The organism is Streptomyces cinnamoneus (genome assembly GCF_014650495.1).
Lineage (GTDB): Bacteria > Actinomycetota > Actinomycetes > Streptomycetales > Streptomycetaceae > Streptomyces > Streptomyces cinnamoneus.
In genome coordinates this window covers 198,621-224,681 of record NZ_BMVB01000008.1, presented here as the reverse complement: position 1 = coordinate 224,681, position 26,061 = coordinate 198,621, and the positions used below count along the sequence as shown (strand labels likewise).

General features: G+C 71.7%; 25 protein-coding genes. 17 read left to right on the top strand and 8 right to left on the bottom strand.

The window, feature by feature from the left end:
• Positions 1–12 precede the first annotated feature (12 nt).
• A complete protein-coding gene (locus IE182_RS14650) occupies positions 13–360 on the bottom strand; it encodes a cytidine deaminase-like protein (protein WP_190110225.1) in 348 nt (115 codons plus the stop codon).
• 160 nt (positions 361–520) lie between these two features.
• Entirely contained in the window at positions 521–1,360 is an 840-nt protein-coding gene (locus IE182_RS14645; protein WP_190110357.1) for a helix-turn-helix transcriptional regulator, read from the bottom strand.
• A 149-nt stretch (positions 1,361–1,509) separates the two neighbouring features.
• Here IE182_RS14645 and IE182_RS14640 point away from each other — a divergent pair, with 149 nt between their 5' ends.
• Positions 1,510–2,982, top strand: a complete 1,473-nt coding sequence (locus IE182_RS14640; RefSeq protein WP_190110224.1) for an MFS transporter — start codon at positions 1,510–1,512, stop codon at positions 2,980–2,982.
• A 297-nt stretch (positions 2,983–3,279) separates the two neighbouring features.
• Here the strand turns inward: IE182_RS14640 and IE182_RS14635 are convergent, their stop codons facing one another.
• Entirely contained in the window at positions 3,280–4,602 is a 1,323-nt protein-coding gene (locus IE182_RS14635) for a family 4 glycosyl hydrolase (protein WP_190110223.1), read from the bottom strand.
• Between the two features lie 78 nt (positions 4,603–4,680).
• Here IE182_RS14635 and IE182_RS14630 point away from each other — a divergent pair, with 78 nt between their 5' ends.
• The 10 genes from IE182_RS14630 (at position 4,681) to IE182_RS14585 (ending at position 13,427) form a co-directional block, all read left to right on the top strand.
• Positions 4,681–5,853: a carbohydrate kinase family protein gene (locus tag IE182_RS14630; RefSeq protein ID WP_190110222.1), complete on the top strand. Its 1,173-nt coding sequence runs from the start codon at positions 4,681–4,683 to the stop codon at positions 5,851–5,853.
• A gap of 103 nt (positions 5,854–5,956) precedes the next feature.
• Complete coding sequence (locus tag IE182_RS14625; protein WP_190110221.1) at positions 5,957–8,029, top strand: PhoH family protein; 2,073 nt, start codon at positions 5,957–5,959, stop codon at positions 8,027–8,029.
• Between the two features lie 12 nt (positions 8,030–8,041).
• On the top strand, positions 8,042–8,539 hold the full coding sequence (gene ybeY / locus IE182_RS14620) for an rRNA maturation RNase YbeY (RefSeq protein ID WP_190110220.1): 498 nt from the start codon (positions 8,042–8,044) through the stop codon (positions 8,537–8,539).
• Complete coding sequence (locus IE182_RS14615; RefSeq protein WP_190110219.1) at positions 8,536–9,855, top strand: hemolysin family protein; 1,320 nt, start codon at positions 8,536–8,538, stop codon at positions 9,853–9,855. Before ybeY ends, IE182_RS14615 begins: the two co-directional genes overlap by 4 nt.
• A gap of 51 nt (positions 9,856–9,906) precedes the next feature.
• Positions 9,907–10,347, top strand: coding sequence for a DoxX family membrane protein (locus IE182_RS14610; protein WP_229844809.1), 441 nt, complete (start codon positions 9,907–9,909; stop codon positions 10,345–10,347).
• 152 nt (positions 10,348–10,499) lie between these two features.
• Complete coding sequence (locus tag IE182_RS14605) at positions 10,500–10,742, top strand: hypothetical protein (RefSeq protein WP_190110217.1); 243 nt, start codon at positions 10,500–10,502, stop codon at positions 10,740–10,742.
• Entirely contained in the window at positions 10,714–11,235 is a 522-nt protein-coding gene (locus IE182_RS14600; protein WP_190110216.1) for a DUF6879 family protein, read from the top strand. The genes IE182_RS14605 and IE182_RS14600 overlap by 29 nt, the downstream gene beginning before the upstream one ends.
• A gap of 15 nt (positions 11,236–11,250) precedes the next feature.
• Complete coding sequence (locus IE182_RS14595; RefSeq protein WP_190110215.1) at positions 11,251–12,099, top strand: helix-turn-helix domain-containing protein; 849 nt, start codon at positions 11,251–11,253, stop codon at positions 12,097–12,099.
• Positions 12,100–12,201: 102 nt separating this feature from the next.
• Positions 12,202–12,678 carry a glycine-rich domain-containing protein gene (locus tag IE182_RS14590; protein ID WP_190110214.1) on the top strand — a complete coding sequence of 159 codons (477 nt, stop codon included), beginning with the start codon at positions 12,202–12,204 and terminating at the stop codon, positions 12,676–12,678.
• Positions 12,679–12,752: 74 nt separating this feature from the next.
• The gene (locus IE182_RS14585; RefSeq protein ID WP_190110213.1) at positions 12,753–13,427 is read left to right on the top strand and encodes a class I SAM-dependent methyltransferase; all 675 of its coding nucleotides are present in this window, start codon (positions 12,753–12,755) and stop codon (positions 13,425–13,427) included.
• A 90-nt stretch (positions 13,428–13,517) separates the two neighbouring features.
• On the opposite strand, the gene IE182_RS14580 is transcribed toward IE182_RS14585, so the two are convergent.
• Positions 13,518–14,603: an S-(hydroxymethyl)mycothiol dehydrogenase gene (locus tag IE182_RS14580; protein ID WP_190110212.1), complete on the bottom strand. Its 1,086-nt coding sequence runs from the start codon at positions 14,601–14,603 to the stop codon at positions 13,518–13,520.
• 168 nt (positions 14,604–14,771) lie between these two features.
• Between IE182_RS14580 and IE182_RS14575 the strand changes: the two genes are divergently transcribed.
• Positions 14,772–15,575 carry an HAD family acid phosphatase gene (locus IE182_RS14575; protein WP_229844808.1) on the top strand — a complete coding sequence of 268 codons (804 nt, stop codon included), beginning with the start codon at positions 14,772–14,774 and terminating at the stop codon, positions 15,573–15,575.
• Position 15,576: 1 nt separating this feature from the next.
• On the opposite strand, the gene IE182_RS14570 is transcribed toward IE182_RS14575, so the two are convergent.
• The 3 genes from IE182_RS14570 to IE182_RS14560 all read right to left on the bottom strand — a co-directional run bounded on the left by IE182_RS14570 (position 15,577) and on the right by IE182_RS14560 (position 17,531).
• Entirely contained in the window at positions 15,577–16,485 is a 909-nt protein-coding gene (locus IE182_RS14570; protein WP_190110211.1) for a ribonuclease Z, read from the bottom strand.
• A gap of 45 nt (positions 16,486–16,530) precedes the next feature.
• Positions 16,531–16,887, bottom strand: coding sequence for a histidine triad nucleotide-binding protein (locus IE182_RS14565; protein WP_190110210.1), 357 nt, complete (start codon positions 16,885–16,887; stop codon positions 16,531–16,533).
• 89 nt (positions 16,888–16,976) lie between these two features.
• Positions 16,977–17,531 (bottom strand): hypothetical protein, encoded by a 555-nt coding sequence (locus IE182_RS14560; RefSeq protein WP_190110209.1) that lies wholly within the window; start codon positions 17,529–17,531, stop codon positions 16,977–16,979.
• Positions 17,532–17,868: 337 nt separating this feature from the next.
• Between IE182_RS14560 and IE182_RS14555 the strand changes: the two genes are divergently transcribed.
• From IE182_RS14555 to IE182_RS14535, 4 genes are read left to right on the top strand one after another with little or no spacing between them, the layout of a single operon-like run.
• Positions 17,869–19,125 (top strand): glycosyltransferase, encoded by a 1,257-nt coding sequence (locus IE182_RS14555; protein ID WP_229844807.1) that lies wholly within the window; start codon positions 17,869–17,871, stop codon positions 19,123–19,125.
• Entirely contained in the window at positions 19,122–20,741 is a 1,620-nt protein-coding gene (locus IE182_RS14550; RefSeq protein WP_190110208.1) for an ArnT family glycosyltransferase, read from the top strand. Before IE182_RS14555 ends, IE182_RS14550 begins: the two co-directional genes overlap by 4 nt.
• The gene (locus IE182_RS32055; RefSeq protein WP_229844806.1) at positions 20,738–22,186 is read left to right on the top strand and encodes a glycosyltransferase; all 1,449 of its coding nucleotides are present in this window, start codon (positions 20,738–20,740) and stop codon (positions 22,184–22,186) included. The genes IE182_RS14550 and IE182_RS32055 overlap by 4 nt, the downstream gene beginning before the upstream one ends.
• Positions 22,187–22,190: 4 nt before the next feature.
• The gene (locus IE182_RS14535; RefSeq protein WP_190110207.1) at positions 22,191–24,626 is read left to right on the top strand and encodes a galactose oxidase early set domain-containing protein; all 2,436 of its coding nucleotides are present in this window, start codon (positions 22,191–22,193) and stop codon (positions 24,624–24,626) included.
• An 87-nt stretch (positions 24,627–24,713) separates the two neighbouring features.
• Here IE182_RS14535 and IE182_RS14530 read toward each other — a convergent pair whose 3' ends face one another.
• Complete coding sequence (locus tag IE182_RS14530) at positions 24,714–25,265, bottom strand: EF-hand domain-containing protein (protein WP_229844805.1); 552 nt, start codon at positions 25,263–25,265, stop codon at positions 24,714–24,716.
• Between the two features lie 251 nt (positions 25,266–25,516).
• On the opposite strand from IE182_RS14530, the gene IE182_RS14525 reads away from it, so the two are divergent.
• A complete protein-coding gene (locus IE182_RS14525) occupies positions 25,517–26,026 on the top strand; it encodes a hypothetical protein (RefSeq protein WP_190110206.1) in 510 nt (169 codons plus the stop codon).
• Positions 26,027–26,061 lie beyond the last annotated feature (35 nt).

Here is a 26,061-nt window from a genome sequence, read left to right as displayed (position 1 = left end):
GAAGGGCCCCGCTCAGCCCGCGGCGACCGTGCCGCGCACGGTCCCGTCCGGCCCGGCGAGCAGCACCGGGGTGTCCGGGCCGCCCAGGTCCCGTACGGCCGCGCGGTCCTCGGCCTGGGCGGCGGCCGCCTCCGAGACCAGCGCCGCCGCCTCCAGGGACTTCGCGCCACTGGCCACGGCCATCGCCACGGCCGTCTGCAGCGCGCTCAGCCGCAGCGAGTCGAGTGCGACGGTCCCGGCGACGTACGTACGGCCCGTCTCGTCCCGGACGGCGGCGCCCTCCGGGACGGCGTTGCGGGCACGGGCGGCACGGGCAAGCGTGATGAGCTTGCGGTCCTCGGGGTCCAGGGTCTCCGTCATACCCCGGAGCTTAGGCGCCGCCCTCCGCCGCACGGCAGGCACCCGGGTGGCCTTCATGCGGCCGTCACGCAGCCGTCATGCTCCCCTGCCCAGCAGGCCCCTGCGCCTGGCGGGCCCCTCCCCCGCGGCCCCTGCCCCGGCGGCCGGCCCCCCGCGGCGCTCAGCCCGAGGCTCGCTCCAGCAGGCCGCCGAGGGAGTACATGCTGCCCCGACGCCCCTCGGGCGAGCCGAGCCACCGCACCTTCGCGGCCGTGCCCGTGTCCGCCACGGGGTTGTGCAGCACGATCGTCAGGTCCGGGCGGGCCGGCACGCGCAGCTGGGTGCTCTCCAGGTAGAGGGTGCCGACGAGCGGGTGCTGGAACTCCTTGACCATCAGGCCGCCGGGCTCGACGTCCCCGCGCGCCCACAGCTCCACGAACTCCGGGCTCACCGCGGAGACCTCCGCCACGACCTCCTTGAAGCCCTCGTCGTCCGGGCGCTCCGAGCAGGCGGCGCGGTAGGTGGCGACCACGTGCCGGGCGTTCTGCTCCCAGTTCGCCGCGCGCGAGCGGTAGACGGGATCGGCGAAGAAGTCGATGAGGCAGTTCTGCCGGGTCTCCGGGCGGAAGCCCAGGACGTGGCCGGCCGCCTCGTTGTAGGCGACCAGGTTCCAGTACGGGTCCATGATGTGCGCCGGGGAGGGCAGCCAGCCGTCGATGAGCCGCTGCATCGCGTCGCACAGGTACGCGGGGTCGTGCGAGGACTCCGGCAGCGGGGGGTTGAGGCCGGCCAGGACGTAGAGGTGGCGGCGCTCGGGGCCCTCCAGCCGCAGGACCCGGGCGACGGCGTCGAGGACCTGCCCCGAGACGGTGATGTCACGCCCCTGCTCCAGCCACTGGTACCAGCTCGCGCCCACCCCGGCGAGGACCGCGACCTCCTCGCGGCGCAGCCCCGGCGTGCGCCGACGGCCGCCGTCCGGCAGGCCGGCCTCGGCCGGGGACACCCGCGCCCGACGGCTCATCAGGAACTCGCGCAGCTCCTCGCGGCGGCGCGGCTTGGCGCCGCCTTCCCGCTGTGCGACCGTCAACTCTCCCCCTCGTGGCTGGTGGTGCGACCACCACCATAAACACGTTCTCCCCACGGGTGTTCCGGGCGGCCGAAGGTGTTCGCATGGCGATCGAATCCCCTTCCCGCACCTCCGCGGCGCAGACCGCACCCCCGGCGGCGGCGTCCGCGCCGGCCGGATCCCGCATGTCCACCCGCTCGAAGCTGATCCTGATGGTGCTGTGCGCGGCGCAGTTCATCGTCGCGCTCGACTTCTCCATCCTCAACGTCGCCCTGCCCGCCCTCGGTGACGACCTCGGCATGGGCCAGGCCGATCTGCAGTGGGCGGTCACGGCCTTCGCCCTGCCGTCGGGCGGCTTCCTGCTGTTCTTCGGACGGCTCGCCGACCTCTACGGGCGGCGCAGGCTCTTCCTGTCCGGGCTGGCGCTGTTCACGGCGGCCTCCGTGCTGGCCACGCTGGCCTGGGACCCGGCGTCCCTCCTCGCCGGGCGTGCGCTGCAGGGCCTGGGCGCGGCCATGATCGTGCCGACCGGCATGTCGCTGCTCACCACGACCTTCACCGAGGGCCCGCAGCGCGAGCGGGCGCTGGGCATCAGCGGCACGCTGATGTCCCTGGGCTTCACCATCGGCATGGTGCTGGGCGGCGTCATGACGGACTCGCTGGGCTGGCGCTCCACCATGGGGCTGCTCGCGGTGGCGGGCGGCGGCATCCTGCTGGCGGCGCCCGGCCTGCTGATGGAATCCCGGCGTGCGGACCGGCCGCGGCTGGACGTGCCGGGTGCGGTGACCGTGACCGGTGGCCTGCTGGCGCTGATCTACGCCCTGTCGACGGCGGCCCAGCAGGGGTTCGGCCGCACGGACGTCGTCGTGACGCTGGTGGCGGGCGTGGTCCTGCTGGTCGCGTTCGCCGTCGTCGAGTCCCGGGCGGCCGAGCCGCTGGTGTCCCTGCCAATGCTGCGGCGGCGGACGGTGGCCTGGGGGAACCTGGCCGGGATGATGACGTTCGGGATGATGAGCACGGTCATCTTCCTGCTGACGCTGTACCTGCAGGAGGTGCTGGAGCTGTCCGCCGGCCTCACCGGACTGATCTTCGGCGTGCAGGGCGTGTTCGCGGCGCTCGCGGGGATGACGGCCCCCAAGGTCATCGCCCGCTTCGGTGCGCGCCGCACGCTGATCGGGGGCCTGCTCGTACAGGCCGTCTTCACGGCGGCGCTGCTGGGCGTGGGCGCGGACTCGGGTGCCTGGCTGGCCCTGGTGGCGGCCTCGCTGGGATGCGTGGGGCACCTGTGGGCGGTCGTGGCGTACGGGGTGACGGCGACGTCGGGTCTGCCGGACGGGGAGCAGGGCCTGGCCACCGGGCTGGTGACCAGCTCGCAGCAGGTGGGCATGACGGTGGGCATTCCGCTGCTGAGTGCGGTGGTGTCGGCGCGGGTGGCTGCGCTGGAGGACGGGGGGTCGTCGTTCGCCGAGGCCACGCTGGGTGGCATCAGGCTGGGCCTCGGGGTGGACGCCGCGGTCGTGGCGGTGGTGGCCGGACTGGTGACGGTGGGCCTGCGACGCCCGGCTGCGGGGCGGTGACGTTTCCCCTACCCGCCCCTTCCCGAAACCGGGGGCTCCGCCCCCGGGCCCCGGTTCGCGCTGCGCGCGGTGGCCTCAAGCACCGGACAGGCTGGATTCGGCCGGGCGGTCGCGCCCCCCGGCCCCCGGTCTGCGCTGCGCGCGTCGTCCTCAAGCGCCGACCGGGCTGGAATCCGTCCTCCAGCGCGCCAGACGGCTGGAACCGGGCCTCAAGCGGCCCCGGACGCGCTGGAGTTGGGCCTCAAGCGCGTCCGGACGGGCCGGAATTCGTGTTCCCGGCCCGCCCGGCAGGGAGGCTCAGCCCCGGGCCCTCGCCAGGATGCGGGCGGCCACCGCCGGGGAGTCGACCAGGGGGTGCAGGGCCAGGGCGCGCAGCGCCGCCGCGTGGTCCTCGTGGACCGCGGCCTGGATCGTTGCCCGTTCCACCGCCTTGAGCTGCAGCATCAGGCCCAGCTGGTCCTCCCGCAGGGGAGCGCACGGCAGTGGGCGTGCGCCGTCGGCGTCCACCACGCACACCGTTTCGATGATCGCGTCCGGGGCGAGCGCCGGCACGGTGGTGCCGTTGCGGACGTCGAGGATCAGCCGCGCGCCCTCGTTCTCGGCCACGCCGCGCATGAAGGCCAGCGCCACCCGCTCGTAGCCCCCGCCGTCCAGGTCGCAGGAGTCGCGCTGCCAGCCGCCACTGGCCGCCCGGCTCGCGGCCCCGTAGGTCTCCTCGCGCTGGAGCCGGGTGCGCTCCCACAGCTCGTACGAGCGGTGCGGGGCGGCCGCCGCCTCGGCGAAGAAGTCGCTCTGCTGCTGGTCGAGGAACTCCCCGCGGGTCTCCGCCGCCTCCTGCACCGAACGCAGCGTCTCGCGGCGGAAGTAGTAGTAGTGCAGGTACTCGTTGGGCAGGGCGCCCAGCGCCCGCAGCCAGTCCCCGCCGAAGAGCTTGCCCTCCTCCAGTTTCATCAGCGCGTCGTCGTCCGCCAGCAGGCGCGGCAGCAGCTCCTCGCCGTCGAGCGTCAGGGAGCGCAGCCACCCGAGGTGATTGAGCCCCACGTAGTCGTAGGTCACCCGTTCCGGGTCGAGGTGCAGCGCCTGCGCGGCGCGCCGCACCATTCCCACCGGCGAGTCGCAGATGCCGACCACCCGCTCGCCGAGCACGGCGGACATCGCCTCCGTCACCATCCCCGCGGGGTTGGTGAAGTTGATGACCCACGCGCCGGGGGCGAGCGCCGCGACCCGCTGGGCGATCTCCCTCGCCACCAGGACCGTGCGCAGCCCGTACAGCACCCCGCCGGCGCCGACGGTCTCCTGGCCCAACACCCCCTCGCTGAGGGGGATGCGCTCGTCCAGCACCCGGCCCGCGGTGCCGCCCACCCGGATCGCGGAGAAGACGAAGTCGGTGCCCCGCAACGCGTCGTCCAGGCCGTCGGCGATCCGCACGGCCGGGGCGCCCGGCACGCCGGCCGCCTGGGCAGCCAGCACGGACGCGATCACTCTCATGCGCTTGGAATCGGTGTCGTACAGCACGAGTTCCGTGCAGCGGCCCGGCGCGTCGCGCCGGGCGTCGTCCAACAGGGCCCGGTGCACCAGAGGCACACGGAAGCCGCCACCGCCGAGAATCGTCAGCCTCATGGTCCGGAACGTACCGCAGGATCGGGCAGACTGGCCGGACCCGCACCCGTGCATCCCTGAGAGGAGCTACGAGCGAGCATGTCGGTCCCTTCGTCACGCACGACAGCGCAGGCAGACGGCCAGGGCGAGCAGGTCCGGGGCGCGTGCGTCCGCGACGACCGGTTCGAGGGCGCGGCACCCGTCCTCGACCCCCTCGCCGAGGTGCGGTCCGAGAACGACCCGGCGACCGACGTCTACCTCACCGGACCGGTCTTCCTCGACATCATCTTCACCGGCCTGGACTCGGCCCCCGTGCGCGGCACCGAGTCCTGGGCCCGCGGCATGGGCTCCAGCCCGGGCGGCATCGCCAACATGGCCACCGCCCTGGCCCGGCTGGGCCTGCGCACCTCGCTGGCCGCCGCCTTCGGCGACGACATGTACGGCGAATACTGCTGGGAGTCCCTCTCGCGCGGCGAGGGCATCGACCTGAGCCTGTCGCGGACCGTGCCCGGCTGGCACTCCCCGGTCACCGTCTCCATGGCCTACGAGGGCGAGCGGACCATGGTCTCCCACGGGCACGAGGCGCCGCCGCCCGAGGAGCCCGCCCCCGAGTGCCCGCCCCCGGCCCGGGCCTGCGTGGCGCTGCTCGTGCCGGGCCGGCAGGAGGAGTGGATCGGCCGCGCCGCCGCCCGCGGCAGCCGGGTCTTCGCCGACGTCGGCTGGGACGAGACCGGCCGCTGGGACCCCGCCGACCTGGCCGACCTGGAGCACTGCGAGGCGTTCCTGCCGAACGCCGAGGAAGCCATGCGCTACACCCGCACCGACTGCCCCCGCGCCGCCGCCCGCGCCCTGGCCGACAAGGTGCCGCTGGCCGTGGTGACGATGGGGGAGCGCGGCGCCTACGCCGTGGACGGCCGCACGGGCGAGAGCGCCGAGGTCCCCGCGATCGTCGTCGAGGCCCTGGACCCCACCGGCGCCGGGGACGTCTTCGTCGCCGGCTTCGTCACCGGCACCCTCGCCGAGTGGCCGCTGGCCGACCGGCTCGCCTTCGCGGGCCTGACCTCGGCGCTGTCCGTACAGGAATTCGGCGGCTCGCTCTCGGCGCCCGGCTGGGTGGAGATCGCAGCCTGGTGGCAGCACGTGCGCTCCTTCAACGACCAGTCCGCGGCCACCGTGCGCCGCTACGCCTTCCTCGACGGCCTGCTGCCCGCCGCCACCCGGCCCTGGCCCCTGCGCCGCGCCCTGCCCACCCTGGGGTTCCGCCGGCCGTAAATGCCTTCGGGCTCGTCGGTGCACCGTCGTACCCTTGGTATTCCAAGGTTGTCCGCCCGAGGATGCAGGAAAAGAGGGGATGAGCAGGCCCTAGTGCCGGCCCATGACGCAGACACCCACACGACCGCAGGCGACCGCCCGTTTCACCGTCCCGGCCAAGCACCCGATGGTCACGGTCCTGGGCTCCGGGGACGCCCTCCTGCGCGTGATCGAGAACGCCTTCCCGTCGACGGACATCCACGTACGGGGCAACGAAGTCACCGCGACGGGCGACGAGCGGGAAGTCCGCCTCGTCCAGCGGCTTTTCGACGAGATGATGCTGGTGCTCCGTACGGGTGCGCCGATGACGGAGGACGCGGTGGAACGCTCGATCGCCATGCTGAGGGACGAGGAGAAGGGCGCCGAGACGCCCGCCGAGGTCCTCACCCAGAACATTCTCTCCAGCCGCGGCCGCACCATCCGCCCCAAGACGCTCAACCAGAAGCGGTACGTCGACGCGATCGACAAGCACACCGTCGTCTTCGGCATCGGCCCCGCCGGCACCGGCAAGACCTACCTGGCCATGGCCAAGGCCGTGCAGGCCCTGCAGTCCAAGCAGGTCAACCGCATCATCCTGACCCGGCCGGCCGTCGAGGCGGGCGAGCGGCTCGGCTTCCTGCCCGGCACGCTCTACGAGAAGATCGACCCGTACCTGCGCCCCCTCTACGACGCCCTGCACGACATGCTCGACCCCGACTCCATCCCGCGCCTGATGGCCGCCGGGACGATCGAGGTCGCGCCGCTGGCCTACATGCGCGGCCGCGCCCAGCCCGTCTTCACCAAGGTCCTTACCCCGGATGGCTGGCGTCCCATCGGGGACCTCCAGGTCGGTGACCTCGTCATCGGGTCGAATGGCGAGCCGACCCCGGTCCTCGGCGTGTACCCGCAGGGCGAGAAGGACATCTACCGCGTCACTGCCCAGGACGGCTCTTGGACCCTGTGCTGTGGTGAGCATTTGTGGACGGTTCGCACGGCCGCCGACCGCCGTCGTGACAAGCCGTGGCGCGTCCTGGAAACCAAGGACATGATCGGCAATCTGCGGGCCGCCCACGCCCGCCGTTACGAGCTGCCGCTGCTCACCGCGCCCGTGTGCTTCCCGGAGCGCGCGGTCCCCATGGATCCCTACGCCCTGGGCCTGCTTCTCGGTGACGGATGCCTCACGGGCGGTACAACGCCTTCGTTCGCCACGGAGGACCCGGAGCTCGCCTCCGCCCTAGAGGAGGCCCTGCCGGGCGTCAAGGTGCGCTGGAGGAGCAGGGCTGACTACACACTGAACCGGGAGAAGGCGCCCGGCGACGTGGTCACCTTGGAGAACCCCGTCACCGGGATGCTCCGGGCGATGGACCTTGTCGGCACCCGGTCGCACTCGAAGTTCATCCCCGACGACTACCTCCACAACTGCGCCGAGGTCCGCCTGGCTGTTCTCCAGGGACTGCTGGACGCCGACGGCGGGCCGGTCGTGCAGGACGGCCGTACGTGCCGCATCCAGTACACGACCACCTCGATCCTGCTGAGGGACGACGTGGTCTCGCTCGTGCGGTCGCTGGGCGGTGTCGCCTACACCCGCCGCCGGGCGGCCGAAGGCCGCAGGCCGGGCAGGGCACACGGCCGGGAGGTCCACCACCGCCACGACGCGCACGTCGTCGACATCCGCCTCCCCGAGGGCATCGAGCCCTTCCGGCTGTCCCGCAAGCTGGACACGTACCGGGCCGCCGGAGGCGGCGGGCGGCCGATGCGCTTCATCGATTCCATCGAGCCCGCGGGGCGCGAAGAGGCCGTCTGCATCCAGGTCGCGGCCGAGGACTCGCTGTACGTCACGCAGGACTACCTGCTGACGCACAACACGCTCAACGACGCGTTCATCATCCTCGACGAGGCCCAGAACACCAGCCCCGAGCAGATGAAGATGTTCCTGACGCGGCTCGGCTTCGACTCCAAGATCGTGATCACGGGTGACATCACCCAGATCGACCTGCCGGGCGGCACCAAGAGCGGTCTGCGCCAGGTGCGGGAGATCCTCGACGGCGTCGAGGACGTCCACTTCTCCCTGCTCACCAGCAACGACGTGGTCCGGCACAAGCTCGTGGGACGTATTGTCGACGCGTACGAGCAGTACGACAGCCGCAACGGAAAGTAAAGCGCAACCACGATGGCAATCGACGTCAACAACGAATCCGGCACGGAGGTCGACGAGCAGGCGATCCTCGACGTCGCCCGCTACGCCCTCACCCGGATGCGCATCCACCCGCTCTCCGAACTCTCGGTCATCGTCGTCGACGCCGAAGCCATGGAGCAGCTGCACATCCAGTGGATGGACCTCCCCGGCCCCACCGACGTGATGTCCTTCCCCATGGACGAGCTGCGCCCGCCGGCCAAGGACGACGACGAGCCCCCGCAGGGCCTCCTCGGTGACATCGTCCTGTGCCCGGAGGTCGCCAAGAAGCAGGGCGAGGAGGCGCCGACCGGGCACTCCATGGACGAGGAGCTGCAGCTCCTGACCGTCCACGGTGTCCTGCACCTCCTCGGCTACGACCACGAGGAGCCCGACGAGAAGGCCGAGATGTTCGGCCTCCAGGCGGCGATCATCGACGGCTGGCGCGCCGAGCGCGGCATCGAGGGGCCCTCCCCGGCCCCGACGTTCACGTGACCGGCCAGCTGATCGCCGCCGCGGTCCTGCTGCTCGTCGTCGCCTGGCTCGCCGCCTGCGCCGAGGCCGGCCTCGCCCGGACCAGCAGGTTCCGGGCCGAGGAGGCCGCCCGGGCGGGGCGGCGCGGCAGCGCCCGGCTGACGGCCGTCGCCTCCGACCCCACCCGCTACCTCAATCTGGCGCTGCTCGTCCGCGTCGCCTGCGAGATGGCGGCGGGCGTCTTCGTCACCTACGTGTGCCTGGAGTCCTTCGACGCCACCTGGCAGGCGCTGACCGTCGCCATCGGGGTGATGGTCCTCGTCTCCTACGTGGCCGTCGGCGTCTCGCCGCGCACCATCGGCCGCCAGCACCCGATCGGCACCGCCACCGCGGCCGCGTACGTTCTCCTGCCGCTGGCCCGCGTCCTGGGCCCGGTCCCCCGGCTGCTGATCCTCCTGGGCAACGCCCTCACCCCGGGCAAGGGCTTCCGCATGGGGCCCTTCGCCTCCGAGGCGGAGCTGCGGGCCATGGTCGACCTGGCGGAGAAGGAGTCGCTCATCGAGGACGAGGAGCGCCGCATGGTGCACTCCGTCTTCGAGCTGGGCGACACCCTCGTCCGTGAGGTGATGGTGCCGCGCACCGACCTGATCGTCATAGAACGCGGCAAGACCATCCGGCAGGCGCTCACCCTCGCCCTGCGCTCCGGCTTCTCCCGCATCCCGGTGACCGGCGAGAACGAGGACGACGTGGTCGGCATCGTCTACCTCAAGGACCTCGTCCGCAAGACGCACATCAGCCGCGACGCCGAGTCGGAGCTCGTCTCCACCGCCATGCGGCCCGCCGTCTTCGTCCCCGACACCAAGAACGCGGGCGACCTGCTGCGCGAGATGCAGCAGCAGCGCAACCACTGCGCGGTCGTCATCGACGAGTACGGCGGCACGGCCGGCATCGTCACCATCGAGGACATCCTCGAAGAGATCGTCGGCGAGATCACCGACGAGTACGACCGCGAGCTGCCGCCCGTCGAGGAGCTCGGCGAGGGCCGCTTCCGCGTCACCGCCCGCCTCGACCTCGGCGACCTGGGCCGGCTCTACGACCTGGAGGAGTTCGACGACGAGGACGTGGAGACCGTGGGCGGCCTGCTGGCCAAGTCCCTGGGCCGTGTCCCGATCGCCGGCGCCACCGCGGACGTCGAGCTCGCCGCGCTGACCGAGCACGCCAAGGGCTCCGACGTCACCGCCCTGCGGCTGACGGCCGAGGCCGCCGCCGGACGGCGCAACCGCATCGTCACGGTGCTGGTCGAGCCGGTCCGCACGGGGGACGACCCCACGGAGTGAATGTCCCCCGCACGGGGATTCCTCCCCGTGCGGGCCGGGAACGCATCCGGGGTGCCCGTCGTCAGAGTCGTCCGAAGTGTCGCCCGCCCGCTGCTCGCCTCGGCGTTCGTCAGCAGCGGCCTGCGCACGGTCGCGCACCCGGAGGCGGTCGCCGCCATGGCGGCCCCCGTGGCGCTCGCCCTCGCGGAACGGATCCCGGGGCTGCCGCGGGACGCCCGGGCGCTGGTGCGCATCAACGGCGCCGTGCACGTGGGCGCCGGCTCGCTGCTGGCCCTCGGGGTCTTCCCCCGCACCTGCGCCCTGGCCCTGGCGGCCAGCCTCGTCCCGACGACGGTGGCGGGCCACGCGTACTGGGCGGAGCAGGACCCGGGCAAACGGATGCAGCACCGGGTGGCGTTCTTCAGCAACGTGTCGATTCTGGGCGGCCTTCTGCTGGCCGTCGCAGACAGGGGCGGCCGGCACCCGCGTAAACGGTGCGGGCGCCGGGGCTGAGGGGTCTCTCCCCTGCCCGCCCTGGGCGGCAACGGGCTCCGCCCGACCGCCGGTGCTTCAACGCCCTTGGCACGTTGCCCCCTTGACGGCACGGGTGTGGTGCGGCAAGCCTCGTAGACGTCCGTAGAACCGGCAGGCCGACGGAGGCTGTCATGGCGCTACTGTTCATCGCGAAGGACCCGAACACCAACGGCACCCAGTGCCCCACGGCCTGGGTGGACGACGCGGCGCAGGAGATCGTCATCCAGGGCTGGAAGGCCGGGGACGCCTTGTTGGCTCAGTGCCGGGAGTCGGGCCCCGTTCCGGAAACCGAAGCGGTGGTGAGGCTGCCGATCCGCATGGTGCCCGCCATCCGGGAGGCATGCGATGTCGCAGACCGACTTGGCGTTCACTGATCTGCTGGCCGACACGAGGCATTCGGCCGTCCACCTCGAAATGCGGGACTCGTACGGCATTGGCGAAGAGGTGGCCGAGTTCGAGGCGTGGCGGAATGGGTGGCGCCCGTCCAGCGAGCCGGAGACCTGGTGGAACGACTTTCACACGATGGTGCGCGATGCGGTGGCACGCGGCGTCGCGTTCCGCCGGGCGCGGGTCGTATCGGAGCCGGTGAGCGACTACATCCGGTACGAACACGGCTGCACTTACCAGAACGTTGCGGCAGGCGAGTCGGTGCGCTGGTTGCCTCGGCGCAAAGCGTCGGATCTCGCTCTCCCCGGCAATGATTTCTGGCTGTTCGACGATCGAGTCATCATGTGGAACCACTTCACAGGGGATGGCGGATCCGCCGGGCCGGAGCTGGACGAGCGCCCGGAGGCCGCGAAGCTGTGCTCTACCGCTTTCGAGGCCGTGTGGGATCGGGCGACACCCCATGAGGAGTACCGGATCTGATCGGCCCCTTCAGAGATGTCCACACCTCCCTCATCCAGCGTTCGGGCAGCCCGGAAGGTCGTTGCCGACCGCCTCCGGGAGATCCGTCAGGACGCCGGGCTCACGGCCAAGGAGGTGGCTCGGCGTGCAGGCTGGTACCCCTCCAAGGCGTCGCGCCTGGAGAACGCCGTAACGCCGCCCTCCGACGCCGACATTCGTGCCTGGTGCGCCGCGTGCGGGGCGGATGACGTTGCCGTGGACCTGATCGCCGCCTCCCGTTCCGCTGACAACATGTACGTGGAATGGAGGCGGGTTCAGCGCACCGGGTTGCGCAGGCTCCAGGAGTCGTACGTCCCTCTCTTCGAGCGCACCCGGGTGTTCCGCATCTACTGCTCGAACGTCATTCCGGGCGTGCTCCAGACCCACGCCTATGCCACGGCGCTCATGAGTGCGATCACGGATTTCCACGGCACTCCCGACGATGTCGCCGAAGCCGTCGAGGCGCGCCTGGCCCGGTCGCATGTGGTCCGCGAGGGCAACCACCGTTTCGCGCTGCTGGTGGAGGAATCAGTCCTGCGCCACCGTGTCGGGGACGCCGAAACGATGGCGGGGCAGCTTGGCCATCTACTGTCAGTGATGGCCTACCCATCGGTCTCGCTCGGGGTCATCCCCTTCTCCGCCTCCCGGCGCATGTGGATGATCGAGACATTCAGCGTGTACGACGAAGACATGGCACAAGTCGAACTGCTGACTGCGCAGGTGAACGTGACCGCGCCCACCGAGATAGCCCATTACCTGAAGGCGTTCGGGGAATTCGCCGACATCGCCGTGTACGGCGCGAAGGCGCGCGCCCTCATCACCTCCGCTGTGGACGCTCTGGGCTAACCGGTGTGGAACTTCGTAGAACCTTGTTGGGGTCCGCGTGTCCGCGTCCCTAGCGTGTCGATATGGCAAACAGCGAACAGAGCCCGACAAGGAGGTAAGGCCGTGACCCTCGTTGAGGAACGCCCCGTAGTCGACGCGGGAACCCTGGTCAGCGCGGAGCTGCGGGAGACCATCGCCGCCGACGTACGGGCCAAGTACGAGCACATTCCGGCGGACACGGCCCGCCGGGGTGTGGGCCAGATGCTGGCGTTCGTGGCCGCCAGCGCCGCCAGCGAGAAGCCGCTGAGCCCGTCCCCGCTGGTGGACGACTTCTGGCACGCGTTCGTGCTGCGCACCAAGGCATACGCCGACTTCTGCCAGGGGACGTTCGGCAAGTTCGTCCACCACCAGCCCGGCTTCCTCGACCGGGACGAACACGGTGGTGGCAAGGGGTTGCGAGCCCGGACGGTGGAAGCCATCCAGGAGGCGGGATACGCGGTCGACCTGGAGTTCTGGCCGGAGCTGGACATCGCCACCTGCTCTCAGTGCCACGCCAACTGCCACAACAGTCCGAAGCACAACACCGCCCCCGCCGATTGAGTCCCGTCACACCCCTGGCCGGCCGTACCGTACGGTGCGGCCGGCCACCCCTCTTGGCGCACGAGGAGAAGCGCGTGAGCGACACCGTCGCATGGGACGCCTACGCCCGCAGGAAGCCCGGCGGCCGGCGGGAGAAGAACGCCAACGGCGAGAGCACCTGGTTCAACTGGACCCAGTACCCCGACCACGGCCCCGGCGTCGAAGTCCTGGGTGGGGCCGAGAAGGCATCGGTCCTTGAGCTCGGGTGCGGCGCCGGTGGCAACCTCGCCCACGTCGCCACCCTCGGACACCGGGCCGTCGGCGTCGATGTCTCGCCCGTCCAGCTGGACGCCGCCCGCGAGCGCTGGGGCGACCTGCCGGGCCTGGAACTGCACCAGCGCGGCGCGGTCGACTTCATGAGCGAGACCGCCGAGCGCTTCGATGCCGTGTACTCCGTCTTCGGCGCCGTCTGGTTCACCGACCCGGACCAGATACTCGCCGCCGTCCGTCAGGTTCTGAAGCCCGGCGGGGTGCTGGCCTTCTCCCAGCGGCCTGCGGTCGAAGGCTGCTACGGCTGCCAGGCGTCCTACATCAATCAGGCCGACGACCCGAACCCGCTCGTCGTCAAGCGCTGGGACTACACCCCGCAGATGTGGGCCGGCCGACTGAAGCAGCACGGGTTCCGCCACCCCCTGGCGAACGAGATCGCCCCGCCCGACGGCTGGAAGACCGGCACGCTCCTTGTACGCGCCCTGGCACCCGGGGCCTGATCCGGCCCGTGCCCCGCCTGGTCGTGCGCCGGGCGGGGCCTCGTCCGCAGAACACCCGTTTCGAGCTCGGGAAAAGGACCGGGGCGAGGGCTAGAACACCACCACCGACCGCAGCACGTCCCCGGCGTGCATCCGCTCGAACGCCTTCTCCACGTCGCCCAGCCCGATCGTCTCGGTCACGAACGCCCCGAGGTCCAACCGCCCCTGCTGGTGCAGGTCGATCAGCATCGGGAAGTCGCGCGAGGGCAGACAGTCGCCGTACCAGGAGGACTTGAGGGCGCCGCCCCGTCCGAACACGTCCAGCAGCGGCAGCTCGATCTTCATGTCCGGCGTCGGCACGCCGACCAGGACGACCGTCCCCGCCAGGTCGCGCGCGTAGAACGCCTGCTCGTACGTCTCGGGCCGGCCGACCGCCTCGATGACGACGTCCGCACCGAAGCCGCCGGTCAGCTCGCGGATCGCCTCGACCGGGTCGGTCGTCCGCGAGTTGACGGTGTGGGTGGCGCCCATGCCGCGTGCCATCTCCAGCTTGCGGTCGTCGACGTCGACGGCGATGATCCGCGCCGCGCCCGCGAGGCGGGAGCCGGCGATCGCGGCGTCGCCGACGCCGCCGCAGCCGATGACGGCGACGGAGTCACCGCGGCCGACGCCGCCGGTGTTGATCGCGGCGCCGATGCCGGCCATGACGCCGCAGCCGAGCAGCCCGGCCACCGCCGGGGAGACGGCGGGGTCGACCTTGGTGCACTGCCCGGCCGCGACGAGCGTCTTCTCGGCGAACGCGCCGATGCCGAGCGCGGGCGAGAGCTCCGTGCCGTCCTTGAGCGTCATCTTCTGCTTCGCGTTGTGCGTGTTGAAGCAGTACTGGGGCCGACCGCGCAGGCAGGCCCGGCACTGGCCGCAGACGGCCCGCCAGTTCAGGACGACGAAGTCGCCGGGGGCCACCTCGCTGACGCCCTCGCCGACGGCCTCGACGACGCCCGCCGCCTCGTGGCCGAGGAGGAAGGGGAAGTCGTCGTTGATGCCGCCCTGCTTGTAGTGCAGGTCGGTGTGGCAGACACCGCACGCCTGGATCTTCACCACGGCCTCGCCGGGCCCCGGATCCGGCACGAGGATCGTCTCGATGCGGACCGGCTCGTTCTTGCCCGGTGCGATGACTCCGCGTACTTCCTGCGCCATCTGTGAGGCCCCACCCTTCGTGTCTTCGGTCTGCCCCCACGGTACGCCCCGGGACCCCGCGTCGCGATCTTCTCCGCGCGTAGAGCCGCCCCTGAGCCGGGCCTTGACCAGCTCAGGTCAAGCGCTTAGCTTCACGGAGCACCGTCGTTGTTACTCAGGAGTCATCACGTGCCGTCGTCCCTGTCGCTGAAGTCCAAGCGCGTCCGCATCGCCGCCGTCACCGCCGCCCTCGCCGCCGGCGCTGGCCTCTACACCGCGGGCGCGGCCAGCGCCGACCGTGCGGTGCCCCGCACGGACAAGGAGATCCCGAACCTCACCCAGGTGCAGGACAAGATCAAGGCGTTCTACGGCGACACCGTCGACGCGTCCGGCCAGCACTACGCCTCGGCGGACAGCAACTACGCCAAGCAGGTCGCCGACATCGAGAAGAAGGCCAAGGCGCACCTGGAGAAGGTCGTCAAGAACCAGGTCAAGGGCAAGAAGGGCGCCAAGCCCGCCATCGTGGTCGACCTGGACGACACGACCCTGCTGACCTACAACTACGAGCTCCAGCAGGGCTTCCACTTCACGCCGGAGTCGCAGGACGCGTACCTGAAGTCGACCGACATGGCCGCCGTCTTCGGCATGCCGCAGCTGGTCAACTGGGCGCAGTCCAAGGGCATCGAGGTCTTCTACGTCACCGGCCGCGGCGAGCACCAGCGCGAGTGGAGCGCCCGCAACCTCAAGAACGTCGGCTACAAGCCCGTCGCCGACACCGCGCACTTCTTCCTGAAGAACAAGCAGACCCCGCCCGCCTACCTCGCGTGCGGCGCGAAGTGCACGACGGTCGAGTACAAGTCGGGCACCCGCAAGTACATCGAGTCCAAGGGCTTCGACATCGTCGCCAACTTCGGCGACCAGTACAGCGACCTGCAGGGCGGCTACGCCGACCGCACCTACAAGATGCCGAACCCGATGTACTACCTGCCGTAGGTCACCGGCGCTTCGGCACCGGCACGCGCATCAGGTCCCGGGCGACGGTGAGCTCCCCGTCGAATCCCGCCGCCCGGGCCTGCCGCTCGAAGACGGACGGGTCGTCGTAGCGCTGCGAGAAGTGCGTGAGGACCAGGTGCCGCACCCCCGCGCGTGCCGCCACGCGCGCCGCCTGGCCGGCCGTCAGGTGGCCGTGCTCGGTGGCGAGGGACTCGTCCTCGTCGGTGAAGGTCGACTCGATGACGAGCATGTCGCATCCCTCGGCCAGGGCGTGGACGCCGTCGCACAGCCGGGTGTCCATGACGAACGCGAAGCGCTGCCCGCGCCGGACCTCGCTGACCTCGTCCAGGGTGACGCCGCGGACCTCGCCCTCGCGCTGCAGCCGGCCGACGTCCGGCCCGCCGATGCCGTGCTCCGCCAGCAGCTCCGGCAGCATCCGGCGGCCGTCGGGCTCGACCAGGCGGTAGCCGTAGGACTCGACGGGATGCGAGAGCCTGCGCGCCTCCAGCCGGAACGCCCGGCTGTCGGCCATCACCGCGCCGGTGCCGGCCACCGGCTCCTCCACCAGCTTGACCGTCTCGCGGTAGGCGGTGGCGTAGCGCAGCCGCTCGAAGAAGCGGCGGCCGCTGGCGGGGAAGTGCGCCGTGACCGGGTGGGGCACCCGGTCGAGGTTGATGCGCTGGACGACGCCGGCCAGGCCCAGGGAGTGGTCACCGTGGAAGTGGGTGATGCAGATCCGGTTGAGGTCGTGGGCGGCCACGCCGGCGCGCAGCATCTGACGCTGCGTGCCCTCGCCGGGATCGAAGAGGATGCCCTCGCCGTCCCAGCGCAGGACGTAGCCGTTGTGGTTGCGGTGCCGGGTGGGCACCTGGCTGGCGGTGCCGAGGACGACGAGCTCGCGTACGGACAAGGTGGTACTCGCTGTTCCTGACCGGGCCTGCTGGCCGGGGGTCTGCTAGCCGGGAGGCCAGTTGAAGCCGCGGCCGCCGAGGACGTGGGCGTGGGCGTGGAAGACCGTCTGGCCGGCCCCGGTGCCGGTGTTGAAGACGATGCGGAAGCCCTTGTCGCCGTTCTCCTGCAGGGCGACCTCGCCGGCCACGCGCAGTACGTCGGCGGCGATGGCGGGCTCGGCGGCCGCGAGGGAGGCGGCGTCCGGGTAGTGCACCTTGGGGATGACCAGGCAGTGCACCGGCGCCTGGGGGTTGATGTCCCGGAAGGCGATGGTCGTCTCGGTCTCCTTGACGACGGTCGCGGGCACCTCCCCTGCGAGGATCTTGCAGAACAGGCAGTCGGCCTGCGGTTCTCCCGCCACCGGTGGCTCCTCCCGGGTCGTCGGCTTCTACGATCCGGATGTTACCGGTACGTCCGTACGACCGCGGCCATCGCACCTGCGCCCCGCCGTCACTTCCCCTGCTGGTGGTGGCCCTGATCGCCGGGCGGTGGCTTGTCGGTGCAGCTGGCGGAGGGGGCCGGGCCGCCCGACTGGCCGGGGTGGTGGGACGGGACGGGGGGCGGGCCGCCGGCCGTCTTGCTGCAGTCGCCGAGCACGCTCACCGAGAACACCGTCCTGCCGTCGACCTTGGCGGTCAGCAGGCCGTGCACACACGCCTGGCCGGTGATGCCGGTGACCCGGCCGAAGACGATGATCTTCTTGCCGGAGTCGGTGCGTCCCTCGCAGTCGACGCCGATGGCGGTGACCGGCTGGGTGTTGCCGGCGGAGTCCTTGCCGCCGCCCTCCGTCGTGCCCGTGCAGTTGAGCCAGGCGACGCGCACGCCCTCGCGGTCGAGGGCGTAGCCGGCCTGGCGCTGCGTGGTGACGGCGACGGTGACCGCGTCGAGCCCGGCGGCCGGCTGGCAGCCGGTGAGCGTCATGACGGCCGCGGCCGCGAGGGCCGCGGCTCCCGCGGCGTACCGCAGCCGGGAAACAGCCTTGTGTATGCGCCTCAACGCACCCATGACGGGGAGTCTCCCACCGGCCCGGAGCGTGGGGAAGTGCGCCTTGAGGCCATGGCATGACCGCGTCGGGGGGCGCCGTGAGCGCGTCGGGGGGGGCGCCATGACCGCGTCGGGGGCGTGCCGTGCGCTTCCCCGCTCCGGAATGGTCTATGCCAACTTTGCGGGATGCGTACGGAGTTCGTTGGGAAACACAGGATTTATCGTTTCAGCACCTGAGTTTCACCTTCCCCCCTTACTCTCTCCCGAAGGGGAGAAACACGCGCACTGGGGAGTCGCGTGAGGAGGGAGAGCCGCGCGTTGCCGCGGTGCTTCCGGGCGTTTTCGAGGGGGGACCTCTTTGCTCACTTCCGTGTTCGTCTGTGTGGTGTCGCTCGCCCTCTTCTGGATGGCGGCCTTCACGCTCTGGTGGCAGATGCACGCCTGGCGCACGCCGGAGACGCTCGCGGGCACCCGCTTCGAGCCCCCGAACGGCGAGGGCACCCTGTCCTTCTCGCTGCTGGTGCCCGCCCGGCACGAACAGGCCGTCCTGGAGCACACCGTCACCCGGCTGCTGGAGTCCACGCACGGCCGCTTCGAGATCCTCGTCATCGTCGGCCACGACGACCCGGAGACCGCCGAGGTCGCCGGGAAGGTGGCGGCCGCGGCCCCCGGCCGGGTGCGCGTGATCGTGGACACCCACGGGAAGAAGAACAAGCCCAAGGCCCTCAACACCGCGCTCCCCCACTGCACGGGCGAGGTCGTCGGCGTCTTCGACGCCGAGGACCAGGTCCACCCCGAGCTGCTCACCCACGTCGACCACGCCTTCCGCGCGACCGGCGCGGACGTGGTGCAGGGCGGCGTCCAGCTGATCAACTTCCACTCCAGCTGGTACAGCCTGCGCAACTGCCTGGAGTACTTCTTCTGGTTCCGCAGCCGCCTCCACCTGCATGCGGAGAAAGGTTTCATCCCGCTGGGCGGCAACACCGTCTTCGTCCGCACCGAAGTGCTGCGCGAGGCCGGCGGCTGGGACCCGGAGTGCCTGGCGGAGGACTGCGACCTGGGCGTGCGCCTGTCCAGCAGGGGCAAGCGGGTCGTCGTCGCGTACGACTCCGAGATGGTCACCCGCGAGGAGACGCCGGGCACGCTCATGAGCCTGCTCAAGCAGCGCACCCGCTGGAACCAGGGCTTCCTGCAGGTCTACCGCAAGAAGGACTGGCGGCAACTGCCCACCGTCGCCCAGCGCCTGCTCGCCCGCTACACCCTGATGACGCCGTTCTTCCAGGCGTTCACCGGCCTGATCATCCCGCTGAACATCGCCATAGCGCTCTTCCTCGACGTCCCCGCCGGCGTCGCCGTGGTGACCTTCCTGCCCGCGGTCACCATGCTGGTCACGTTCATGTTCGAGATCGTCGGACTGCACGACTTCGGCACGCAGTACGGCCTGCGCGTGCGCTTCGTCCACTACCTCAAGCTCATCCTCGGCGGCCCCTTCTACCAGCTCATGCTCGCCGGGGCGGCGGTGCGCGCGGTCTGGCGGGAGCAGCGGGGCCGCAGCGACTGGGAGCTCACCCGACACGTCGGCGCGCATCTCGCCCGAGAGGACGTCACTTCGTGACCGCGACACTCCCCACCGCGCCGGCGGTCCCCGCCGCGCCGCTGCCCGCGCCCACCCGGCTCAGACCCGTCCTGCGCCTGCGCCGCTCCCGGCCCGACCTGCTGGTGTGCGGGGGGCTGCTCGCCGCGATCCTGCTGGTGCAGGGGTGGAACATCACCGGCTTCCCCGCCCTCAGCGACGACGAGGGCACCTACCTCGCGCAGGCGTGGGCGGTCCAGGAGGGCAAGGGGCTCGCCCACTACACCTACTGGTACGACCACCCGCCGCTCGGCTGGATCCAGATCGCGCTGGTCACCTGGATACCGGCGGCCCTCTCCCCCGACGCGATGTCGGTGGCCCCGATGCGCTGCGCGATGCTGCTGGTGTCGGCGGTCAGCGCGGTGCTGGTGTACGTCCTGGGGCGGCGGCTGGGGCTGCAGAAGTGGGCGGCGGCGCTGGCGACGGCCCTGTTCGGGCTGTCCCCGCTGGCGGTGGTCCTGCAGCGGGAGATCTTCCTCGACAACCTCGCCGTGATGTGGATCCTGCTGGCCTTCTGCCTGGCCGCCTCGCCCCGGCGGCACCTGTGGCACCACTTCGGGGCCGGGCTGGCGGCGGCCGTCGCGGTGCTGTCGAAGGAGACGATGCTCGTCATCCTGCCCGCGCTGATGCTGACCATGTGGCGGCACAGCCACCGCGACACCCGCAAGTTCGCCGTGACGGGCGCGGTGACGGCGTGCGGGCTGATCGGCCTGGCCTATCCGCTGTTCGCGTTCCTCAATCACGAGCTGTTCCCCGGGCCCGGCCACGTCTCCCTGATCGACGGCATCACGTACCAGATGAGCCGCCCGGGTTCGGGCTTCGTCCTGGACGAGGGCTCGGGCGCGCACGGCGTGCTGCACTCGTGGCTCTACTACGACCGCGTCCTGCCGCTGTGCGGGCTGGCCGCCGCGGTGGTGCTGGTGGCCGCCGCCCGCTGGTCGCGCACGGGCCGGGCGCTCGCCGGGCCGGCCGCGGCCGCGGTGATCCTCGCGCTGGTCGCCCTGCGCCCCTCGGGCTACCTGCCGGCCATGTACGTCATCCAGGTGCTGCCGTTCCTGGCCCTGGCCCTGGCGGGCGTGGCGGCCTCCGTCGTCGGCGTCCTGCTGCGTTCGCGCCCCGGCCGGGGCGCCCGCTGGACGGTAGTGCGCCGGTCGGCGGTCGGCATGCTGGCCGTGACGGCCGCCGTGCTGGTCGTACCGCGCTGGTACGAGGGCAACCGTCCGGCCCTGACCGTCGACGCCAACGCCCCCTACCGGGCTGCCGCGTCCTGGCTGGGCGACAGGACCAACGTCGCCGACCCGGGCGGCACCCGCGTCCTGGCCGACGACGCGATCTGGCTCGACCTCGTGCACGCCGGCTACCGGCCCGGGACCGGGGCCGTCTGGTTCTACAAGGCCGACCTCGACCCGGCGGTCACCCGGACGATGCCGCGCGGCTGGCGGGACGTGCACTACGTCGTGTCCTCACCGACGGTCCGGCGGGACGCGGTGACGCTGCCGCTGGTCAAGGCCGCGCTGGAGCACTCGCGGCCGGTGGCCTCGTTCGGCGAGGGCGAGGACCGGATCGAGATCCGCCGGGTCGCGGAGACCGCGCGGTGAGCGGCGGCACCGACGCCTTACGCGCCCCCGGCGCGCTCGGCGTCGCGGGCCCGGAGTCGGTCACCGTCGTCGTCCCCACCTTCAACGAGTCCGGCAACGTGCGCGAGCTGCTGCGCCGTCTCGGCGCGGCGCTGCCCGTCCGCCACCCCTGCCGGGCCGTGTTCGTCGACGACAGCACGGACGACACGGCCGCCGTCATCGAGGAGGCGGCACCCGGGTGCCCGTACCCGGTGACCGTGGTGCGCCGCGCGGTGCCGGAGGGCGGGCTGGGCGGGGCGGTGGTGGAGGGCATGCGGGCGGCGGACTCCGACTGGATCGTCGTGATGGACGCCGACCTGCAGCACCCGCCGGACCTGGTCCCCGAGCTCGTCGACGCGGGCGTCCGCGAGGGCGCCGACCTCGTCGTCGCCAGCCGCTACTGCCCCGGCGGCAGCCGGGCGGGACTGGCGGGCGGCTACCGCGTGGCCGTCTCGCGCGGGGCGACGTGGCTGGCCAAGGCCCTCTTCCCCCGGGCACTGCGGGGCGTCAGCGACCCGATGAGCGGCTTCTTCGCCGTCCGCCGGGAGACGGTGGCGGGGGCGATCACGGCCGGAGGCGCAGCGGGCGCCGGAGGCGCCGGGGGCGCGACGGATGGTGTGCGCGGCGCGACGGGTGCCGTCGGCGATATGCGCGGCGCGACGGGTACTGCCGGCTGGGCAAGCACCCCGGGTGCGGGAGACAGCACGGGCGGCGTGCACGGCGCAGCCGGCGCCATCGGCACGGCAAGCGCCCCGGGCGCCGGAGGTGGCACGGGCGGCGTGCACGGCGCAGCGGGCGCCGGCGCCGCGGACGGGGCCGGGTTGCAGCCGCTCGGGTACAAGATCCTTCTCGAACTGGTCGTCCGGTGCCGGCCCGCGGCCGTCACCGAAGTGCCGTTCGCCTTCCAGGAACGCTTCGCCGGAGAGTCCAAGTCCACCGCACGCGAAGGCTTCCGCTTCCTGCGGCACCTCGCCGCGCTGCGCACCGCCTCCCCCTTCGCCCGGATGCTCGCCTTCGGGCTCATCGGGCTCACGGGCTTCCTGCCGAACCTCCTCGGGCTGACGCTGCTGACCGGCACCGGGCTGCACTACCTGCCGGCCGAGATCGTGGCCAACCAGTTCGGCGTCGTATGGAACTTCGCCCTCATCGAGCTGCTGCTCTTCCAGCACCGCCGCGCCCACCGCCACTGGGCGGACCGGCTCGCGCGCGTCGCCCTGCTGGCCAACGCCGACCTGGTGCTGCGCATCCCGCTCATCGCCGTGTTCGTCGGCGGCCTCGGCCTGGGCGTGCTGCCCGCCACTGCGCTGGCCCTGCTGGTCACCTTCGTCCTGCGCTACGCCGCCACCGAGGCGCTGGTGTACGTGCCGCGCACCCGCCTCGCCCGGAGCCGCGGCGGCAGGCACCGCCGTCCAAGAAGGGACACGTGATGGCATGCACCTGAGAGTCACCCCCGGCAGACGCACCCGCCCGGCCGGACGCAGAAGACGCACCCGGGCGGCGGCGCTGCTCCTGGCCTCCAGCGCGTCCTTCGGGCTGCTGCTGGCCGCGCCCGGCCCGGCGGAGGCCGGGTCGAACCTCGTCGTCAACCCCGGCTTCGAAGCCGCGCGCTCCTCCGACGGCCTGCCGACGTGCTGGGAGAAGTCCGGCTGGGGCAACAACGACTTCACCATCGGCACGACCGACCAGTCGCACAGCGGCGGCAAGGCCCTCTCCGTCACGCTCACGCGCCGCGTCGACGGCGACCGCAAGGCGCTGATGGTCGAGGACACCTCGTGCGCGCCGAGCGTGACGCCGGCGCACCAGTACGACCTCTCGCTCTGGTACAAGAGCACCACCCCGGACGCGTCCGTCACCGTCTTCCGCCACGACGTGAAGACGGGCTGGCAGTACTGGACGGACCTCAAGACGCTGCCGGTCGCCGCCGCGTACACGCGCGCGTCCGTCCGTACGCCCGTGGTGCCGCCGGGCACCGACCAGATCAGCTGGGGCGTGTCCGTCTACGGCACGGGCACGGTCGTCTCCGACGACTACGACATGGAGGACGCGACCCAGCCCGCGGTGGGCGACGTCTGCACCGCCGGTGACGCCTGCACCAAGGGCACGTGGGCGGTCATGCCGTTCAAGAACCCGGTGCGCAGCATGCACTCCGTCGTCCTGCACAACGGCAAGGTGCTGCTCGTGGCCGGCTCGGGCAACGACCCGGACATGTTCAAGGCCGGCACGTTCACGTCCGCCGTCTACGACCCGAAGACCGGCACGACGAGGACGATCCCGACGCCGGTCGACATGTTCTGTGCCGGGCACGTGCAGTTGTCGGACGGCCGGGTCCTCATCATGAGCGGCAACAAGGCGTACCCGGCGGCCGACGGCAGCCACGGCTACGAGGGCTTCAAGGACAGCTACATCTTCGACCCGGCGGCCGAGAAGTACGTCAAGACCAACGACATGAACGAGGGCCACTGGTACCCCTCGGCGACCCTCCTCGGCAACGGCGACGTCATCAGCTTCGGCGGCCTGAAGGAGGACTCGACGGGCAGCGTGACCGCCGAGAAGTTCTCCCAGTCGCAGCAGAAGTGGCTGCCGCGCAACGAGGTGAACCAGACCTGGTCGTACTGGGGCCTGTACCCGTCCATGATCCTCATGCAGGACGGGCGGCTCTTCTACTCCGGCAGCCACGTCTTCGGCGACGGCACCCCGGGAACGGGCGCGTCGATCTACGACTACGACGCCAACAAGATCACCGACGTGCCGGGGCTGCAGGACAAGGACCGCCGCGACCAGTCGATGAGCGTGCTGCTCCCGCCCGCGCAGGACCAGCGCGTCCTGACCATGGGCGGCGGCAACGTCAACACCAACCCCGAGGCGAGCCGGCTCACGGACCTCATCGACCTCAAGCAGCCCAACCCCGTGTACAAGCCCGCGCCGCTGCTGCCGCAGGGCACGGTCGACCAGGGCCAGGGCCAGAAGCCGCAGACCGGCGCGCAGGGCAAGATGTACGTCTCGGCGGTCCTGATGCCCGACGGCAAGGTCCTGGAGACCGGCGGCGGTCTGCACGACCGGGCGGACCCGGTGTTCGAGGCGAGCTTCTTCAACCCGCAGACCAACACCTTCCAGCCGGGCCTGGCCACGGACCCGATCCCGCGCACGTACCACTCGTCGGCGTTCCTGCTGCCGGACGGCCGGGTGATGGCGGTCGGCGACAACCCCGGCAACGGCACGTTCGACGACCACGTCTCGATCTACACGCCGCCGTACCTCTACAAGGGCGCACGGCCGCAGATCACGTCGGTGGCGAAGGACAAGTGGCAGTACGCGAGCACGCAGCGGATCACGGTGGACCGGCCGGTGGTCAGGGCCGAGCTGATCCGCCCGGCGGCCGTCACGCACTCCTCCGACCCCAACCAGCGCTTCGTGGACCTGCCGATGACGGTCGGCGCCGACGGCACCACCATCGACCTGAACGTGACGAGCAACCCCAACCTGGCGCCGCCGGGCTGGTACATGCTCTTCGCCGTGGACGCGGCCGGCGTCCCGTCGGTGGCCTCCTGGGTGCACCTGGGCGGCCCGGAGGCCCTGGCGGCGCCGATGGTGCACCACTTCGCGGGCGCCATGCAGCACGAGGCGAAGGCGTCCGTCCCGGAGCCGGACAGGAAGTCGCACCCCGTGTCGGCCCAGATCGCGGGCTGCGACCGCCACTACGGGGCGGAGAACGTGTGCGTCCCGACGGTCTTCCCGAAGACGGTCGCGGCGACGACGGCCGCCCGCTGCGAGTGGCTCACGGCGCACGACTACAAGGCGCTGCGGCTGAACGGCAAGGACGACCCGCTGAAGCTGGACCCGGACCGCAACGGCCGGGCCTGCGACTAGGACGCGCCCCGGGTCCGCCCCGTCCGCGCCGACGCCGTGCGAGGTGCGGCGCGGACGGCCCGTCCCGGGCGGGGGCACACGGCCCGCCTAGTACAGGACCTCGCCCATAGGGGAGCCGTCGCCGACGATGTAGGCGCGGATCGTCGCCAGGTACGCGTCGCGGCCGACCCGGCCGTCGCCGTCGGCGTCCAGCGCGTCGAACGCGGCGGCGGCGTTCCCGGGCGGGTTGTTCAGTGCGGTGCGCAGCATGGTGAACTCGGCCTTGTCCAGGGCGCCGTCCCCATCCGCGTCGGCGAGGTCGAAGAGCGCACCGAGCGCGAACCGGCAGATGTTGTCGAACTTGTCGGCGCCCACCCACGCGTTGTACTCGTCGAAGGTCAGCTTCCCGTCGTCGTTCGCGTCCATCGCGCCCCAGGCTTTGACGCCTTCCGCACGGGCGGTGACGACGAGCGGGTCGTCCTCCGTGCGCCCGGTGGCCAGGACGGTCCGGTCGATGCGGGAAAGGTAGTCGTGCCGCGTGACGACCTGGTCCCCGTCGCTGTCCATCATGGCGAACACGCGCTCTCTCGCCGCGGTGGCGGCGTCGGCAGCGGTGGCTGCGTCGGCGGATGCGGCGGCTGAGGCAGTCGTACGGCTCACTCGGGTCTCCTCCTGCTCGGTTCGCGTTCCCGCTCGACGGGACGCGTCCGGCGCTTCCTACCCGGCACGTTCCGCATGCCACGCGAGTCACCGGGGGTGCAGGCGTGTGCAGGGAGCGCGCCGGGGCGGGTGTGCCCGGGTGATGCACTGCGAGGCGCCCGGTCAGCCGAGTGCTCCCCCGGGTAGCCACGTGCCCGTAGAGGTGGGCGACATTCCTGGAGGGGCTTGTGTTGATCAGGCGCGGTACGACGGTGACGCTGGGAGCTCTGGCGCTCATGGTCACGTCGATGGTCGGGGCGCCGGCCGGCCAGGCTCATACGGGCGGGCACGAGGCCGTCTTCTGCACCGGCACCGCTCACGGCCGCTACGATCCGCCGCTCACGCTTCCGTCCCGCGCGACCCGCGTCCACGCGGACGTGCGCTACACCTGCACCACCGGCGGCCGCATCACCCCCGCGACGAGCTCCTTCGACAGCGTCGCGACATCTGCCGCCTGCGTCTCGCTGTCCGGCGCGGGCGGTACGGAGACCGTCCGCTACGCCGACGGCCGGCGGTCGGTGATCGCGATCGACGGCGGCACCGTCACGCGCGCCGCGGGCGTCCTGACCATCCTGCAGTCGGGCCACGTCACCGACGGGCGCGGCAAGGGCCGCTCCGTACGCCGGACCGTGACCTCGCTGCCCCAGCAGCTGCCCACGGACTGCCTCGCCTCCGGCCTCCAGGACACCCGGAGCCACGTTCAGCTGGAGATCCTGCCGTAAGACAGGCCGGGATGGTGCCCCCGTGTCCGTCTCCG

Excerpts from the sequence above, each read along its gene's own strand:
- ybeY (WP_190110220.1), top strand. The coding sequence starts at position 8,042 with ATGGCAATCGACGTCAACAACGAATCCGGCACGGAGGTCGACGAGCAG.
- IE182_RS14645 (WP_190110357.1), bottom strand. The coding sequence starts at position 1,360 with ATGAGCCGTCGGGCGCGGGTGTCCCCGGCCGAGGCCGGCCTGCCGGAC.
- IE182_RS14650 (WP_190110225.1), bottom strand. The coding sequence starts at position 360 with ATGACGGAGACCCTGGACCCCGAGGACCGCAAGCTCATCACGCTTGCC.
- IE182_RS14635 (WP_190110223.1), bottom strand. The coding sequence starts at position 4,602 with ATGAGGCTGACGATTCTCGGCGGTGGCGGCTTCCGTGTGCCTCTGGTG.
- IE182_RS14640 (WP_190110224.1), top strand. The coding sequence starts at position 1,510 with ATGGCGATCGAATCCCCTTCCCGCACCTCCGCGGCGCAGACCGCACCC.
- IE182_RS14595 (WP_190110215.1), top strand. The coding sequence starts at position 11,251 with ATGTCCACACCTCCCTCATCCAGCGTTCGGGCAGCCCGGAAGGTCGTT.
- IE182_RS14560 (WP_190110209.1), bottom strand. The coding sequence starts at position 17,531 with ATGGGTGCGTTGAGGCGCATACACAAGGCTGTTTCCCGGCTGCGGTAC.
- IE182_RS14580 (WP_190110212.1), bottom strand. The coding sequence starts at position 14,603 with ATGGCGCAGGAAGTACGCGGAGTCATCGCACCGGGCAAGAACGAGCCG.
- IE182_RS14600 (WP_190110216.1), top strand. The coding sequence starts at position 10,714 with ATGTCGCAGACCGACTTGGCGTTCACTGATCTGCTGGCCGACACGAGG.
- IE182_RS14630 (WP_190110222.1), top strand. The coding sequence starts at position 4,681 with ATGTCGGTCCCTTCGTCACGCACGACAGCGCAGGCAGACGGCCAGGGC.
- IE182_RS14605 (WP_190110217.1), top strand. The coding sequence starts at position 10,500 with ATGGCGCTACTGTTCATCGCGAAGGACCCGAACACCAACGGCACCCAG.
- IE182_RS14535 (WP_190110207.1), top strand. The coding sequence starts at position 22,191 with ATGCACCTGAGAGTCACCCCCGGCAGACGCACCCGCCCGGCCGGACGC.
- IE182_RS14625 (WP_190110221.1), top strand. The coding sequence starts at position 5,957 with ATGACGCAGACACCCACACGACCGCAGGCGACCGCCCGTTTCACCGTC.